This is a genomic window from Amycolatopsis sp. cmx-11-32 (assembly GCF_047608695.1).
Lineage (GTDB): Bacteria > Actinomycetota > Actinomycetes > Mycobacteriales > Pseudonocardiaceae > Amycolatopsis.
Genome location: NZ_JADNQN010000005.1, coordinates 686,605 through 700,853, shown reverse-complemented (window position 1 = coordinate 700,853; position 14,249 = coordinate 686,605). Strand labels below are relative to the sequence as shown.

The following is a 14,249-nucleotide window of genomic DNA, read 5'->3' as shown; positions in this document are numbered from 1 at the left end:
TCGGGCGATTCGTGCAGGGGTGCTGACGGCGCGAGCGATGCGGCGTCCAACCAGTCTTCCGCGTCCGCGAGCGAACGCCAGGAGGCACCCGGTACTTCAGTTTCTTGCAGGACGCCGATGTCCGCGTTCGTGGTGGTGAACGCGAATCCGATGTCGAGGTGGAAGTGAGCCGGTTCATCTTTCGCGGGTCGGGCGGCAACGGGGCCGTACTCGATGTAGGCGGGGATCGATGGGGCGAGGGAGATCTCGTCGGAGTCGACGCCAGTTCCCTCGACCAGCTCGAGACCGTCACCCAGCGCGTCGTCAGCGCTGAGGCTCGTGTGCGGTTGGCCGACATGCGAATCAGGGCGGATGGACGACCAAGACTGGATACGCGTCGCGAAGCGGATGACCGAGATCAGCGAAGCCCCGATCGTGATCATGCGTCCGAGGGAAGTCGAGATCGGCCCCCTCAGCACTGTGGTCAACGAACTTTCCCTGCGACGAGACGTACGGCTTGTGGTCATCGATTCGCTCCACCTCGTCACCGCTCGGCGAGATTTGCCCTACGAGAATCGAGAACGGGAGGTGGCGGAGATTGCCCGTCGTCAAACGTCTGGCCCTCGATACGGAACGATCGTCGTCACCGCACAGCTGTCTACCAACCCGGGCCCCCGCCAACCCGGCCAGGCCGTCTCTGGCCGATCTCCGGGACTCCGGCACCATCGCGCACGTGGCCGACTATGTTGTGCTCCTCCACCGGCCCGACGCTTGGGACCGCGACGACCCGCGCGCGGGCGGGGTTGACCTCATCCTTGCCAAACACGAACATGGCCCTACCGCAACGACTACCGTCGCCCACCAGCTGCGCTACGGCCGGTTGGTCGTAGGTTCTCAAATTTGACTTCATTTTCTCAGAGCAGACTTCATCTGCACTTCATGAATGAGGTGCAGATGAGACTTGCGCTTTCGGTTGTCTGGGTTATGCGCGGCGGCCAGGGCTGCCGGTGAGTGCGATGCTGGCCGCGTCGAGGATCCTGCCGAAGACGCGGGCCACCACGGGCCTGGCGACCCGGCGGATGAGCGCGTCGCCGAACGGGACGGGAAGTCCGACGCGGGTGGTCCACACGACCTGGGTGCCATCCAGCACCTCGGTGAAGGTCATCCGGCCGAGCTCATGGCGGGTCGGGGGAAAGCTGCGTTCGACTACATAGGCGAACTCGTGCGGCGGGTGGTAGGCGGTGATGCGCTCCCGGAACCAGCCGATGAGCCAGGTGTGCAGACGGATGGCGCCGACACCATACGGCGCGCCCTGGCCATGGCGAGCCAGGCGTGCGCGCAGCACGAGCGGGCTGCGGGTGTAGTTGGTCGTGGTGGCGCACCAATCGAAGACCTCGTCGATCGGCGCCGCGATCACTCTCTGCACGGTCACGGTTTCCATGTGTCGGCTCCATTCTGCCATTGCCAGCCCTCCGGCCCAGCTGTAGGAAGGACACCTGACGGACGTCGGATGTGACAGCGATGGTTGTGCCGTCGGTTACAGCACCGATCTCTGCCGAGTGCTTCAGCGATCAGGCCGGACCCGCAGTTCAGCGCGTTGCGCCGCAGCGGCGTGGCACGGGCTAGGGGTGAAGAAATGAAGCGGTCGCGAGACTGATCTTGAATGACATCGCGGTGAGACAGCTGAGAAACCGCAGGTCGCAGAAGGGCGGTATGTCATCAGCGGTGAGACCCTACAAGCGACCTTGACCCAGTTACGCAGGGGCTCGTAATTCACCCCGAGCTCGCGAGCGACCTGACGCAGACGGCCGATCCGAGGAACGAACCAACTCGACCGCGTCCTTGCCGGCAAACGCGACACGGGGGACGTCCTTCCCCAGACCACTGTCTGGGATCAGCGTGTCCGGTTCACCGGGGCAACCTCAGCCCGATTCCTGAACCGGCCCGCCGAACGTCGGTGCTGTAGTCACCGTAGGTTGCGCTCGAGGAAGTTCCGGATGAGGGCGGTGATCTCCGATCCGTGTGTTTCCAAGGCGAAGTGGCCGGCATCGAGGAGGTGAAGTTCGGCGTCGGGCAGATCGCGGAGGAAGGCGTGGGCCCCGTCGGCGCCGAAAATCTCATCGTGCTCGCCCCAGGTGATCAAGGTCGGCGGACGGTGCTCGCGGAAGTACCGCTGGAAAGCTGGGTAAGCGTCAAGATTGAACTGGTAGTCCCAGAACAGCTGGAGCTGGACGTCCTTATTCCCAGGGCGGTCGAGCAGGGCTTGGTCGAGGGTCCAGGTGTCCGGGCTGAGTCGGTCGGCTCGGCCTGCGGGGACGCCGTGGGTGTACTGCCATCGGGTCGCGGCGGGCTCCAGGAGGCGGCGGACCTCCGCTTCATGTGTCTCGCGATCCTTGGCGTGCGCGAAAAGTACGTCCCAGAACGGCGTGAAGCCCTCCAAGTAGGCGTTTCCGGATTGCACCAGCAGGGCGCTGACCCGTTCCGGATCCCGGCTGGCGATGCGAAGCCCGATGGGAGCGCCGTAGTCCTGGATGTAGAGGGCGAAGCGGTCCAGTCCGAGTTTGTCGAGGAGGCCGAGTGTGGTCGTGGTCAGGTTCTCGAACGAGTAGTCGAACTGATCCACCGGCGGGGCGTCGGAGAAGCCGAAGCCGAGATGGTCGGGAGCGATGACGTGGTGCCGGTCGGCCAGCCCGGGAATCAGCGTGCGGAACATGTAGGACGACGTCGGAAAGCCGTGCAGCAGAACGATCGCGGGAGCGGCTGGGTCACCGGCTTCGCGATAGAACACGCGCCGGCCGTCGATGGTCACGGTTCGGTGGTGCACAGTGGCCGGGGTGATATCAGACATGGATGTGGCACTCCTCAAGGTCGGCCTGGCCGATCATTTCTAACTGTCTAAAGTTCTTAGAACGGTTAGACTAGATCATGGTGGGACCTAACCTGTCAAGATGACGACGGAGGGTAGGGTGATCGGTGTGCTGCAACGTCCCTTGGCCGGTGAACCGCTCGCGCTCGACCTGTTGAACACCACGTGGCCGGAACGTGGTGTTCACCACGACGTGTTCGGTGAACCCGCAGGCGTCGCTGCGTGGCTGGCTGAACATGGTCTCTCGGACACTCCCGGCGCGGAAGAACCGTTACGCCACACCCGGTCCGTGCTACGCGAGGTACTCGACAACCACAGTGAGACGGCCGAGCGTGCGCTGAACGCGGTACTGAAACGCGGGCGGCTGCGGCCAGAGTTGCGCCGAGGTGAACCCGGAGACGTGTTCGAGGTCGAGCAGGTGGCATGGCGGCCCGCGTGGCTCGCCGCCTACAGCTACTTGACGTTGCTGCGCGCGCGTCCCCAACGCATCAAGCGGTGCTCCGCGTATCCGGCTTGCACGCTGTACTTCGAGGACACGACTCGCAACGGCACCCGGCGTTGGTGTTCGATGACCGCCTGCGGGAACCGGGCAAAAGCGGCTCGTCATTATCACCGCGAGCGCTCGAACTAGCGCCGGTGCGGCAACGATCGTACGCCAGTACCGCACCGGAAAGGCGGACTCGTAAAGCATGCGAACCGGGCGGCAAGCAGAGGCGAGCATCGGGAAGTCACGCCCGCGATTCCTTCTCCCCCCGCCCGGTGCCCGAACGACAACCAGAACGGACATCATGAACACGCCTCCCGCGGACCAGCCTCAGCCCTCCTGCCGCGATCTGGTGGGCGCGCTCGCCCAGAACGACCGGCGCGCCGCCTACGCGGCCCTCGCCCTCGGTGCGACGACAGTGGCCGAAGTCGCCGATCGTGCCGGGCTGCGCCCACCGGCCGCCGCCGCGGCCCTGCAGAAGCTGGCGAACGTCAGAATCGCTTCTTTCGACCCTGAGAAGCATGTCTGCGGTCTGATCGACGACACCTTCCAGCTGGCCGTCCAAGCGGAAGCCAGGCTCGCCGGGCGAGCAGGCGGGGACGGAGCAGGCGCCTACTTCCGGCGCGGCCGCCTGACCTCCATCCCTGGCGACAAGACAGTGCGAAGCCGGGTGCTGGAGGTGGTGAGCGACTCGTTCGAACCCGGCGTGTCCTATCCCGAAGCCAAGGTCAACGCGATCTGCGGCGAGTGGTTCGACGACTGGGTGACCCTGCGCCGCGCCCTGGTGGACGAGGGCATGCTGCGCAGGGACAAGTCCGGCGCGAGCTACGAGCGCGGCTGACGAACGGCGGCTGACCGACGGTCCAGCACTGCGAATGGAGGACGCGGTGGCTGGGTGGGTGAGCACGGGCAGAACTGATCTGGCCGCCCTTGGCGAGTTCGCGGACATGGCACTCGACTACGGCACCTCACGCGGCGACGCCGAGCTGCGCGACCCGATCGCCGCTGTGCTGCCAGAAGGTCAGCCCGTGACGTGCCGGCCGTGGCAGGGATGGTCTGGTGGGCGGGCCACTGCCACGACGAAGCTGATGCGCCTGGTTTCCAGCCAGGTGCGGAACTTGTAGTCCTTGCCGTAGGCCTCGTCGGCGAGCCGCACACTGTGATCTGGCTGCACGCGAGAGAGAAGTGCCGTCAGGTCACCCGCTGCGCCGGAACATCGGGTAGATCGTTCGGGTCGTGCGTGACGAGGACATCGACCCAGTGCCGCATCGCTTCGTGAACGGCGGTATTCAGTGTTCGGACACGGGGCTTCGATTGTGCGTTTCCCGCTATCCGGGTTGGGTGGCGCTGGTGCGCGCTCGGTTCGGCTGGTGCGGACGAGGGGATGGGCGCCAGAATGGTCGGCATGCTAACCGCGGTGCTGTACGGACTGGCTGCCTCCAGTGCGCTGGTGATCGGTTCGATCGCCGGTTCGTTGTGGCGCCCGCCGCGGCGGGTCACCGGGGTACTGCTGGCCTTCGCCAGTGGGGCGCTGATCTCGGCTCTGGCCTTCGAACTGTTCGAGGAGGCGTTCCATCTCGGCGGCGCGGTTCGGTCCGGGTTTGGCCTGCTGGCCGGGGCGGCTGTGTTCGTGCTCGCCGACTCCGCGCTCGATCGCTATGTCACCGGCCATTCCGGGCCCCAGCAGCGGGAAGTGACGAAAGCCGGGGCGCGCGGCGGCGTCGGGTTCGCGTTGCTCGCCGCGGTGACTCTCGACGGGGTACCGGAGAACCTCGCGCTCGGCGTGTCGTTGGCCAGTGGGGTGTCGTTGACGCTGCTCGTAGCGATCTTCTTCTCGAACCTCCCGGAGTCGCTGGTCGGCGCCGTCGCCATGCGGGAGTCGGGGCGGAGCAGGCGAGCCGTCATCACGACGTGGGCTATCTGTGCGCTGCTGCTGGCCGCCGCGGTAGTGCTCGGCAGGCTCGTCGCGGGGGAGTTGAGCGCTGCGGCGCTGGCCGTGGCGCTGTCCTTCGCCGGCGGGGCGGTGCTGGCGTCGCTGGCTGACACGCTGATGCCTGAGGCGTTCGAGCACGGCCGGCCGCTGAACGCGTTCGCCACGGCGGGAGGCTTCTTTCTATCTTTCATCCTCGCCGCCTGACCAGCGAGGCGCGGTCGGTCGACGACGCCGGTTCGGGCCAGGAAGGCGGCGAGATCGACGCGACTCCCGCAGAACACGGGCAAAGGGACGATATCGCTATCACTTACTCGTCCGCGAGCACGCGATCGGGAGAGCCGCGATAGACGGTGCCGCTGACGGGGAAGCCTTTACCGGCGCTATCGCACCAAGGACGAACTGCTGCAACGGCTCTGCGTCGACACCCTGACGCGCGTCGCAGACGCGGCACGGGAGATGTAGTGGGCACCCTGTCGTAGGGCAACGCGATGAAAGCTCCCTTCACCGCGTGACATGCGGGGAAAGTCCCCTTCAGCAACTAGGCACTCGATGTATAGACCGGGTGTATACACACTGTGTATAGTTGCCGCATGTCCATCGGGAACGCCCTGCTCGGGCCTGCTCGAAGCACGGTTACGACCTCAAACAGCTCTACGACAAAGCAGTTCCGGCAAGAACGCCCACTGCACTACGGGCAGGTCTACTCGACGCTGAACCGCCTGCTGAAGAACGGCCTCGTCGAAGAGAGCGGCGTCGAGGCGGGGGGTCCGGACCGGAAGCGACACGCGATCACCGAAGCCGGGTCACCAACGTCAAGGAATGGCTGAAGAGCCCGGAGAATCCCTCCGGCTACCAGTGGGCGAACCGGGGTGGTGCAGGACACTTCGGTTTCGTGAAGGGTGTGGTGGCCCGAATCACCTGAAGAACGGCCAGGTTATCAATGGCTCGTGCCAGTAGTGCCGGCCAGGGCTTCTCGTGCCGCACTGTTCTTTTCGGCGATGCAGGCGATTGCTCGTGCACAGGATTCGTGAGGAACAAAGCAATAATGGTGACTGAAATAATGTCGCGCCGATCGAGCACTGATCGGTCGGTGCTCGATCGGTCGCGGGTCTTTCTCCCCCAGGCGGGGTGGCTGCCGATCGGGGTGGCCATGGCCTCGGCACTGGTGTTCATGCTGGTGCGCGCCCATCTCATCGACGACACGTACATCGCGTTGAGCTATGCCCGCAATCTCGCGTTCCATGGGCATTGGGGGTTGCTGGCCGAGGGCACGACCAACACGGCGACCTCGCCGCTGAATGTGCTTTGCCTCGCGGTGTTGACGTTCGTGGTGCGGGACGCGGTACTCGCCGCGGGCGTGTTGTATGTGGCGTGCCAGGCGGTGCTGGTGCTCGCCCTGCGCAGACTCGGTGTGGCCACCGGATTGCCCGGTTGGTTCCCGGTTCTCACGATCACCGCGCTGACGGTGAACCCGCTGCTGTTGTCCTCGATCGGGATGGAGGTCGGACTGGGTGCGGCGGGACTCGTCTGGCTGCTCGTCCTCTCGGTGGAAAGGCGTCCCTTCGCCTTCGGTGTGGTCGCCGGGACACTGACGCTGGTCCGCCTCGACCTCCTGATCTTCGTGACGTTGATCTTCGTGGCCCGGCGACAATTCTGGGTCGGTGGCCGACGCAGCGTGCGTGGTGCCGTGCTGGTAGCGGCACCGTGGTTCGTGTTCAGCTGGGTAGCGTTGGGCGCGGCGGTCCCGGACACCTTGATCATCAAGACCCTGCAGGGCGCGAAGCGGGCCTGGGGAGAGTGGGAATTCGGCAACGGCCTCGGACTTTACTGGCAGGGCATGCCGGGGCAGACGGTGCTGGCGTTCCTGCCCGTGATGCTGGCGTTGCCAGCCGGGATCCGCTGGCTGAGCTTGGTGGTGCGAAAAGACACAGCCAGTCGTCGGCTGCTTTCGTTCGCCGTGCTCGCCGTGGCCGGGGCGGTGTACAGCCTGGCATACGTCCAGTTACAGGTGCCGCCCTACCATTGGTATTACGGACCCGGCATCGTCGCGGCGACTGTGTTCGCCTGCGCGGTCGCGGCCGGGTTCGCCCGTCGGGCCGAACGGGGATTGAGCCTGATCGTTGTCACGGCGTTGCTTGTCACCAGCGTGGCGGGCTACGCCCATGCCGGTCTGCCCCGCGACTTCGCCCCCTTGACCACGAACTACACCTCCAGCGAACAGTACGCCCGGATCGGACGTGACCTGGCCCGCCTGGCCAGTGGCCGGTCCATTGCCAGCGCCGACGAGATCGGTGTGCTGGCCTACACCTGCGACTGCGCGATCCTCGACGTGTTCTCCGACCGCGGACGGATGCCATCAGCGATCGTCGAACTCGAAGCGCGTACCGGACGATTCACCCGCGGACTGCTCAGAGTTAACTTCGCGTTTTTCGACTACACCATGCGGCCACGTGAACCCGACCTCGCTCTGCTGCGGATCCACGGCGCCCCACCACCGAACTACCTCGCAACCTGGACCATTTCCGCACCCTTGTCCCGCACCACGCAGCTCTACCTTGTCTCAGTGTCCTGAATCGACGGTCGGCGTCGGCGCACGGACCGGTGGGAGTACGACTGGGCCGGCTAGCTCGCTATCCCCTTTGATGGTCGGTGTTTGAGGCAGCCGCTGTTCGGCGTATTCGAAACCAGGCGCTCGGTGGTGGCCCCGGATCTGGCGCAGTTCCCAGTCGTGAGGCCGACGGGATGTCACTCATCGGCAAACCGTGTCGCCGACCGCGGTAGGCAAGACCCGCGCGGGTGGGCGTCGGCGATCGGGTCACCTTTTGAGGTGAACCCGGCCTCGCGGCCGTATTCCGCCTGAGGACCGGGGCAGTAGGGTCGCCGCCTATGTGGCGTACTGACACACGATCGGCGGGTTTCGAGGTCGGCCGGGCGCTCAGCGGCAGAGTTTCCCGTCTGGTGGCCGTGATGCTCGGGGTAGCTGTGTTCACGAGCGTGCTGACGCCGGCGTCGGCCGTCGCCGAGCCGCAGGTGCGGACCCCCGCGGAGTGCGCGGCGGCGTTGGACTGCCGGTGGCAGGTCTTCGACGCCATGAGCATGTCCGGGCGGATGGAGTTCCTGAGTCAGGTGCAGGCCACCGCCGGCCGGGTCGTGCCGGGATTCGATCGGTTCCAGGCTATTCGTGGTGTGACGTGGTTCTTTCGGGACGAGCGCTTGGGCGCGCGCGGGAATTGGGTGTCAGTGGTCAACGCCGTCGGCCTGGAGGCGCTGGAGCGTGGCACGGCACTGGTGTTAGGACTTTCCGGCGGGGATTACGACAATCCGGGGTCCCGCACCTGGGCGGAGTACCTGCGCGCGTTACGAGCGGGTGAGTTGGACTCCCGTTCGGCACACGACGCAGCGTGGAGCCGTGGCGAGCAGGCCGCCATCGACCACGCGGCAGTGGTCGCCGTCTCCCACGGCGCACCGCCGACCGCGGCCGAGCAGCGGTTCCTGGCGAACTCCAACCTGGTGCGATGGGCCATGCGCAACGAGCCTACGGTGCTTGACGCGCTGGTGGGCCTCAACGTCGCGGGCGTCTCGCCGACGCAGCGGCTTTCGTTCTACCACTGGTTGACAAACGTGCGTGACGAGGTGCCGTGGCGCAAGTCGGCCGAGCTGTCGTGGCGGATCTCCCACCTTGACCTCCTCGGCTCCGCAGTGTCCTTTTCAGACCTGTTTGCCGCCTACTTAGCCTCTCTAGCCGGAAATCCCGAAACACAGCCGCAACTGCCCGACGGCACCGCAGGCCAGGATGCGGCGACGAGGTGAAGTGCCGATCATTCAGTCCGTCAGGGACTGCACCGGTTGTGAGCCGCGTTGCTCGTGGGTGCTGGGCAGGGTTCCTCGCGTCAACTCGATACTGCTGTGACTGGCTCATCTTTTGACGCAGAACCGACTGATCGGGGTTGGCATTCTTCGTATGGGAACGGGTTCGAATGGGCAGCGGGACCGCTTTTGCCGATGTCAACGCAACAGGGGAAAGCTTCCTCGGCGAACCCGCTGGTCCACGCCGATGCGGGAAGACGCGCCCTACGCCTCGAGCATCGCCGCTCTGGCCGAACTCTCGTTGCGGACGCGCATGGCCCTCGTGCCCAACGATGGGAAGCTGCCTGGGGACGCCGCGGCGGAGGAGGAGTGGGGTGCCGGACCGGACGCGGCAGCACCTGCCCGGCCACCGGGCTCGGTGGCCGGTGGCCAGCCTCCGGCGGCGGGTTGCTTGTGGAATTGATTGGCGGCCGGTGCCGTCGTCCAGCAGCGCGGCGACTCGGTCGGACAGGGCGCAGCGAAGGCAGAGGCGGCCCGCGCGCAGCCGGCTCTCCTGGCCGCAATGTGAACAGGCGTAGGACGGGCGGAATCCGGGGCAGCTGGTGCAGATCGCGACGGCGTCGGCGGGCCGGAGACCGGGGAGGATCCGGTGCTCTCCGCACTCGGGCAGCGCCCGTGGACGCGCAGGGCGCGGCACTCGCAGGTGCGGCAGACCGGTCCTTCCGGCCAGACGGCGGCGAAGAATCCGAACCGGTCGCAGCGTGCGCGGTTCGCTTGTGCCACCGCTCGTATTGTTCGTCGGTGGCGTAGGGTTGGTTCACGCGTCCGGCAGGATGCGGGCGGCGCGGGGCGCAGCTTCGTGACCGTGGTTGATGGTGCGGGCCGGTCGCCGGTGGCGGTCTTACGGACGCCGGCGTTCTCCGCGGTGGTGGCCACCAGATCGGCCGGAGTGCAGCCAAAGATGTCGCAGAACGCGGACAGCACCCGCAGCCTGGCGCGGATGGAATGTCTCTTGCAGCCGCTGCGCTGTGCCGGTGCTCACTGTTCGATGGTCCGGACGTGTACCCGCCGGGTTCTTGTTCAGCCGCGGGGAACCCCACTCAGCCTTCGACCACGGCCCAAGATCAAGACACCTATGCCCGCGTAGTACCCGGCGCCCCCGACGCCCTCCCGGACGAAGTAAGCGGTCCGGGTGCACGCTCTGCAACATCCCGGCCGGTTTCCGCGATGTTGATGGTCATGACCGACGACGAACGCCCCGCGCCCAGCAGCACCTCGGGGAGACGGCTGCGGGAGCTGACGCCGGCCGCGATGTGGACGACCGCCATCGTGATCACGATCCTCACCGCGGGCGCGGTGATCGCACTGTGGTGGGCGGCGACTAAGGGGCTGAACAACGCGGACCTGGTGAACGCGCGGCTGAACGCGCTGAAGATCGGGTTGAGCGTCGGCGTTGGCAGCGGCGGTGTGGTCGCGCTCTACCTCGCGTGGCGCCGCCAGCACTCAACCGAAGCCGACCTCGACAACCGCGAACGCGCTCTCGCCCAGCAGTACGAAGTCCTCGCTCACCAGCAGAACGTCGCCGCCACTACTCATGCCTACCAGGAGCGCGTCGCTGACGATGCCCGTGCCGACGCGGTCGAGCGCCGGGTCAACGAGCTTTACCTCAAGGCCGTCGAACAGCTCGGCTCCGACAAAGCCCCTGTCCGTCTCGGAGGCCTCTACGCTCTCGAACGCCTCGCCCAGGACAACGAGACCTTGCGCCAGACCATCGTCAACGTCTGCTGTGCCTACCTGCGCATGTCCTACGATCTCCCGGACGAACAGGACCGCGAAGACGGCGCCAGCGCCGAGCAACGCTTGCTCTACCGTGAGAGGTCGCAGGAACGCGAAGTCCGGCTCACCGCCCAACGCCTACTCGGCGATCACCTCAAACCTCAAGACAACACTCGCTACTGGGGGCCTCTCGAACTCGACCTCACCGGCGCCCAGCTCATCAACTTCACGTTGACCAACGCCTGGATCGGAAGCAGCGCCTTTCAGCAGGTCACTTTTGTCGGCGACGCCACGTTCTCCGAGGTGACCTTCGCTGGCGACGTCTTCTTCAACAAGGCGACCTTCACCCGCGAAGCCTCTTTCCATAAGGCAGCTTTCGCGGGTGACGCCTGGTTCTATGCGGCGACCTTCACCCGCGAAGCCTCCTTCCAAAAAGCGGCCTTCGCGGGTGACGTCTGGTTCCACGAGGCGACCTTCACTCGTAGTGCTTGGTTCAACGAAGCGGCCTTCGCGGGTGACGTCTGGTTCCACGAGGCGACCTTCACTCGTAGTGCTTGGTTCAACGAAGCGGCCTTCACGGGTGACGCCTGGTTCCACCAGGTGGTCTTCAGTGGCGGGGCCTGGTTCAACGAAGCGACCTTTGGCGGCGTGAGCGTCTTCGCCGAAGCCACTCAGGCGGGCAAGCCTTTTCACCCCCCGTTTGCCTCCGGCAACAGCGACGAATCGGGTCCTCTCTGACTCATTTGACGCGTTCGGAAGAAGATCGACTTTGCTGATGTGGACTGCCAGGATCATGGGTGGGTGCCCGGTGCCGTGGCGGTACGGGGACCGGTCTTCGCGGGAAGGGCCGGGTACTCGACGCCGGAACCCCGTATCAGGGGCGGGTCGGTCACGCACCGGACACCACCTGGACCGGAAATTCGAGGGGTCGAATGGCATGATCAAACCCAACGGGTCAACGCCTCCCTCGGTGGACAGGCCAGCCAATACCCACCCGGGTGGATACCGACGGAATTCCAGATCGGCCCGACCCGCGGGGCACTCGCTCACCCACGCCGGCGTGTTCGCTCTGTCCGACGGTCAGCAGGCCGTCCTCAGCCACGTGCGGCGGTGCCTCGCCGACGAGGACGGGGTAAGGGCCGTGGTGGTGGTCACTGGCGCCGCGGGCAAGAGCGCCCTCGCGCCGACTCTGCTCGGCGAGGCCCTGCGCGCCGGCTACCGGGCCCGGCGCGCCGCCGGCTCGCAGGCGTTCACCACCGCGCTGCCGCAAGCCGCCGGACACGGTTCCCGCCAGACTCAGAAGCTCTTCCAGTACTTCGGTACCGCCGCCGACACCGACCCGGACAGCCTGGATCTGCTGGTGGTCATCGCGGGCATCGCCCGCTTAACCGGTGGCGTAGGCGATCGCGGCGCTAGCGGGGGGCTGGACCAGCGCACCGGAGTCATGAGAAGTCCGCGCGCAGGACCGGTTGCCCCAGGGGGCGGTCCTGCGCGCGGACTAGGGATCCGGCCGATGGCTTCGGGTCAGGTCCGCTTGCGGCTTGCGATCTGGTCAGAGAGCTGCCGCACGTGGGCGGGGTCCGCGTCCCGGGCAAGGGAGACGTAGTGGTCCATGACGGCCGGCCGGTAGCGCACGGGCAACGTCTGTCCTGGGGCGAGTCGGGTGAGCTCGGTGATCGTGAGGTCTTCGTCTGCGATACCGCGGAACGAGATGCCGCCGGCGGTCTCCACGTCGAACATCAGGACCACGCGTGGACTGCCGTCGCTGCTGACCTCCCGCCAGTCGACGAGTACGCCGAGCGCAAGCGCCCCCGTACGCAGTTCCGCATTGCGCTTCCACGCATCACTGCTCAGGAGCGGGTTCGGGGCGACACCCGGGAAGGCGGGCCCGACGCCGAGCGATTCCCGACTCAGGTCGGGCCTGAGCTGCGCCATCAGATCGTTGAGATTCTTCTTCCGACCGAACATCCCGACCCCTCCCTCACCCCGGTGCCCGGAATCTCGGCCTGGCGCTTCGCCCTCGCCGCGATTGTACGTCGCGGCCATTCCCGACCTCCGTCGTATCGCCTGTCCCGACAGGGCCGCCGTCTGTGGTCGCGGACGGGCTCGGTCGGTGCACCTGTCTGTCCACCTGAACCCTGCCTATTTGTCAGACACGCCCCTAGGTGTATCGCGTCAGGTTTCAGCGCGGGCTCGGTGGCATCGTTGCTCGTGTTCGGGATGTCGGTCTTCACCGGTTGATGGCGAACCGCTTCGGCGCCTCGCATACTCGAACCGCGTACAAGGAGCCCGCGTTGTCACAACTCGCCGCGCAGCACGGAGAGATCCTCCGGCTTCGACAGCCCGCCAACTCGCCGAACAACGTCCGCAACCTCCCCACCGTCAGGTAGCCGAGGATCAGCGGGTGGCTGGTGTTGGAGAGTTCGACACCAGCCGCCCAGAGGGCCTGTTTCGTGAGCCAGCGGTCACTTGGCGATGAGCTTCGCGGCATCGGCGGCGTAGACGGTCATCCAGTGCGGACGCAGCCGGTAGTAGAACACGTCCTTGTCCCACTCGGTGTGATCGCCGTAGAAGTCCTTGAAGTACGTGAGCAGGTCTGGCCATTCTGCGGCCGTCTCGTCGTCCTCGGGGTTGAGTATCTCCACCGTGCCGTGCGTGAACACTCCCAGGTCCTCGCCGCGCATGTGCGCGACGCTGGCGGCGGGGCGGGCCGCGAGGTGGCGGGCCTTGGCGGCGTTGCGTGCTGTGCCGAAGTACCACTTGCCGTGCAGGAAGTGCCCGTCCACGCCGCTGATCCGCGGCTCGCCCTTCGCCGTCACGGTGGACAGGGCGAGAGTGCACATGCCGATCAGGATCTGGGTGAGCTGCTCGGCGGTCAAAGTGCGCTCGGTGACGATCGAACGGAGGTGATCGGTGGAGCGGGACAGGGAGGCGTCGAGCAGGGCCTGGAGCTCATTGAGTTCTTCGGGTGTTTCACGCATCAGCCCCACAATAGCCACCGCTGGACCATCCTCAGCATCGCACGGCGGCAGACGAAGACGGCGCCGCAAAGTCACATCACCTCACCGAACTCGGCACGCCACCACCTGGCCGTCGTCGACACCCTTCACCGTCTAATGTCGCCTTATCCGGCGCCGACAGAGTCCGACCGCTGGTAGCAACGCGACACGCTCGCAACAGGCATGGCCACTGCCGCGACAACGGCGCCAGGACAGCGGGCAGGTCGAACGCATCGTGAGGTCCCTACGCGCGCGGGGCCTGCGGCTGCACTGCTTCGGTGTCAAAACAGTCGGGCAGGCCCGCTACGGCGACGCGATCCGCTCCAGCGACTCCGCCGCGTGGAGTTACAGCGGCCGCTATCTGCCGGGATGTTCTCCGAGTCATCGCAGCGAGTCCAACTGCCT

Annotated in this window: 13 protein-coding genes and 2 pseudogenes; 10 read left to right on the top strand and 5 right to left on the bottom strand. The window is 66.2% G+C overall.

The genetic code is table 11. The features are described from left to right. Positions 1-351: 351 nt before the first annotated feature. A pseudogene (locus ACM6LR_RS19560) lies at positions 352-633 on the top strand (DnaB-like helicase C-terminal domain-containing protein); the annotation flags it as partial. Continuing rightward, on the top strand, positions 578-883 hold the full coding sequence (locus ACM6LR_RS19555) for a DnaB-like helicase C-terminal domain-containing protein (RefSeq protein WP_414944243.1): 306 nt from the start codon (positions 578-580) through the stop codon (positions 881-883). The pseudogene ACM6LR_RS19560 and the gene ACM6LR_RS19555, both read left to right, overlap by 56 nt. A 78-nt stretch (positions 884-961) precedes the next feature. Here the strand turns inward: ACM6LR_RS19555 and ACM6LR_RS19550 are convergent, their stop codons facing one another. Together ACM6LR_RS19550 and ACM6LR_RS19545 are read right to left on the bottom strand one after the other, a co-directional pair. Beyond that, positions 962-1,420: an SRPBCC family protein gene (locus ACM6LR_RS19550; protein WP_414937153.1), complete on the bottom strand. Its 459-nt coding sequence runs from the start codon at positions 1,418-1,420 to the stop codon at positions 962-964. Between the two features lie 525 nt (positions 1,421-1,945). Further along, positions 1,946-2,827 (bottom strand): alpha/beta fold hydrolase, encoded by an 882-nt coding sequence (locus tag ACM6LR_RS19545; protein ID WP_414937154.1) that lies wholly within the window; start codon positions 2,825-2,827, stop codon positions 1,946-1,948. A 100-nt stretch (positions 2,828-2,927) separates the two neighbouring features. Here ACM6LR_RS19545 and ACM6LR_RS19540 point away from each other — a divergent pair, with 100 nt between their 5' ends. Further along, positions 2,928-3,476, top strand: coding sequence for a CGNR zinc finger domain-containing protein (locus ACM6LR_RS19540; RefSeq protein ID WP_414944242.1), 549 nt, complete (start codon positions 2,928-2,930; stop codon positions 3,474-3,476). Between the two features lie 157 nt (positions 3,477-3,633). Next, on the top strand, positions 3,634-4,170 hold the full coding sequence (locus tag ACM6LR_RS19535) for a DUF2087 domain-containing protein (RefSeq protein WP_414937156.1): 537 nt from the start codon (positions 3,634-3,636) through the stop codon (positions 4,168-4,170). A gap of 180 nt (positions 4,171-4,350) precedes the next feature. Here the strand turns inward: ACM6LR_RS19535 and ACM6LR_RS19530 are convergent, their stop codons facing one another. Next, positions 4,351-4,485, bottom strand: coding sequence for a hypothetical protein (locus ACM6LR_RS19530; RefSeq protein WP_414944241.1), 135 nt, complete (start codon positions 4,483-4,485; stop codon positions 4,351-4,353). Between the two features lie 249 nt (positions 4,486-4,734). Between ACM6LR_RS19530 and ACM6LR_RS19525 the strand changes: the two genes are divergently transcribed. From ACM6LR_RS19525 to ACM6LR_RS19500, 6 genes and pseudogenes are all read left to right on the top strand, one after another. Continuing rightward, positions 4,735-5,466: a ZIP family metal transporter gene (locus ACM6LR_RS19525; RefSeq protein WP_414944240.1), complete on the top strand. Its 732-nt coding sequence runs from the start codon at positions 4,735-4,737 to the stop codon at positions 5,464-5,466. A 386-nt stretch (positions 5,467-5,852) separates the two neighbouring features. Continuing rightward, positions 5,853-6,115: pseudogene (locus ACM6LR_RS19520) on the top strand (PadR family transcriptional regulator); the annotation flags it as partial. 174 nt (positions 6,116-6,289) lie between these two features. Beyond that, entirely contained in the window at positions 6,290-7,834 is a 1,545-nt protein-coding gene (locus ACM6LR_RS19515) for a hypothetical protein (protein ID WP_414937159.1), read from the top strand. 386 nt (positions 7,835-8,220) lie between these two features. Next, positions 8,221-9,072 (top strand): hypothetical protein, encoded by an 852-nt coding sequence (locus ACM6LR_RS19510; protein ID WP_414944239.1) that lies wholly within the window; start codon positions 8,221-8,223, stop codon positions 9,070-9,072. 244 nt (positions 9,073-9,316) lie between these two features. Then, on the top strand, positions 9,317-9,532 hold the full coding sequence (locus ACM6LR_RS19505) for a hypothetical protein (protein ID WP_414937161.1): 216 nt from the start codon (positions 9,317-9,319) through the stop codon (positions 9,530-9,532). Positions 9,533-10,074: 542 nt separating this feature from the next. After that, complete coding sequence (locus ACM6LR_RS19500) at positions 10,075-11,583, top strand: pentapeptide repeat-containing protein (protein WP_414944238.1); 1,509 nt, start codon at positions 10,075-10,077, stop codon at positions 11,581-11,583. Between the two features lie 786 nt (positions 11,584-12,369). On the opposite strand, the gene ACM6LR_RS19495 is transcribed toward ACM6LR_RS19500, so the two are convergent. Further along, positions 12,370-12,813 (bottom strand): hypothetical protein, encoded by a 444-nt coding sequence (locus ACM6LR_RS19495; protein ID WP_414944237.1) that lies wholly within the window; start codon positions 12,811-12,813, stop codon positions 12,370-12,372. Positions 12,814-13,310: 497 nt separating this feature from the next. Next, on the bottom strand, positions 13,311-13,826 hold the full coding sequence (locus tag ACM6LR_RS19490; protein WP_414937165.1) for a pyridoxamine 5'-phosphate oxidase family protein: 516 nt from the start codon (positions 13,824-13,826) through the stop codon (positions 13,311-13,313). Positions 13,827-14,249: the final 423 nt, after the last annotated feature.

Excerpts from the sequence above, each read along its gene's own strand:
- ACM6LR_RS19550 (WP_414937153.1), bottom strand. The coding sequence starts at position 1,420 with ATGGAAACCGTGACCGTGCAGAGAGTGATCGCGGCGCCGATCGACGAG.
- ACM6LR_RS19540 (WP_414944242.1), top strand. The coding sequence starts at position 2,928 with ATGACGACGGAGGGTAGGGTGATCGGTGTGCTGCAACGTCCCTTGGCC.
- ACM6LR_RS19500 (WP_414944238.1), top strand. The coding sequence starts at position 10,075 with ATGTCTCTTGCAGCCGCTGCGCTGTGCCGGTGCTCACTGTTCGATGGT.
- ACM6LR_RS19495 (WP_414944237.1), bottom strand. The coding sequence starts at position 12,813 with ATGTTCGGTCGGAAGAAGAATCTCAACGATCTGATGGCGCAGCTCAGG.
- ACM6LR_RS19505 (WP_414937161.1), top strand. The coding sequence starts at position 9,317 with ATGCGGGAAGACGCGCCCTACGCCTCGAGCATCGCCGCTCTGGCCGAA.
- ACM6LR_RS19535 (WP_414937156.1), top strand. The coding sequence starts at position 3,634 with ATGAACACGCCTCCCGCGGACCAGCCTCAGCCCTCCTGCCGCGATCTG.
- ACM6LR_RS19545 (WP_414937154.1), bottom strand. The coding sequence starts at position 2,827 with ATGTCTGATATCACCCCGGCCACTGTGCACCACCGAACCGTGACCATC.
- ACM6LR_RS19490 (WP_414937165.1), bottom strand. The coding sequence starts at position 13,826 with ATGCGTGAAACACCCGAAGAACTCAATGAGCTCCAGGCCCTGCTCGAC.
- ACM6LR_RS19525 (WP_414944240.1), top strand. The coding sequence starts at position 4,735 with ATGCTAACCGCGGTGCTGTACGGACTGGCTGCCTCCAGTGCGCTGGTG.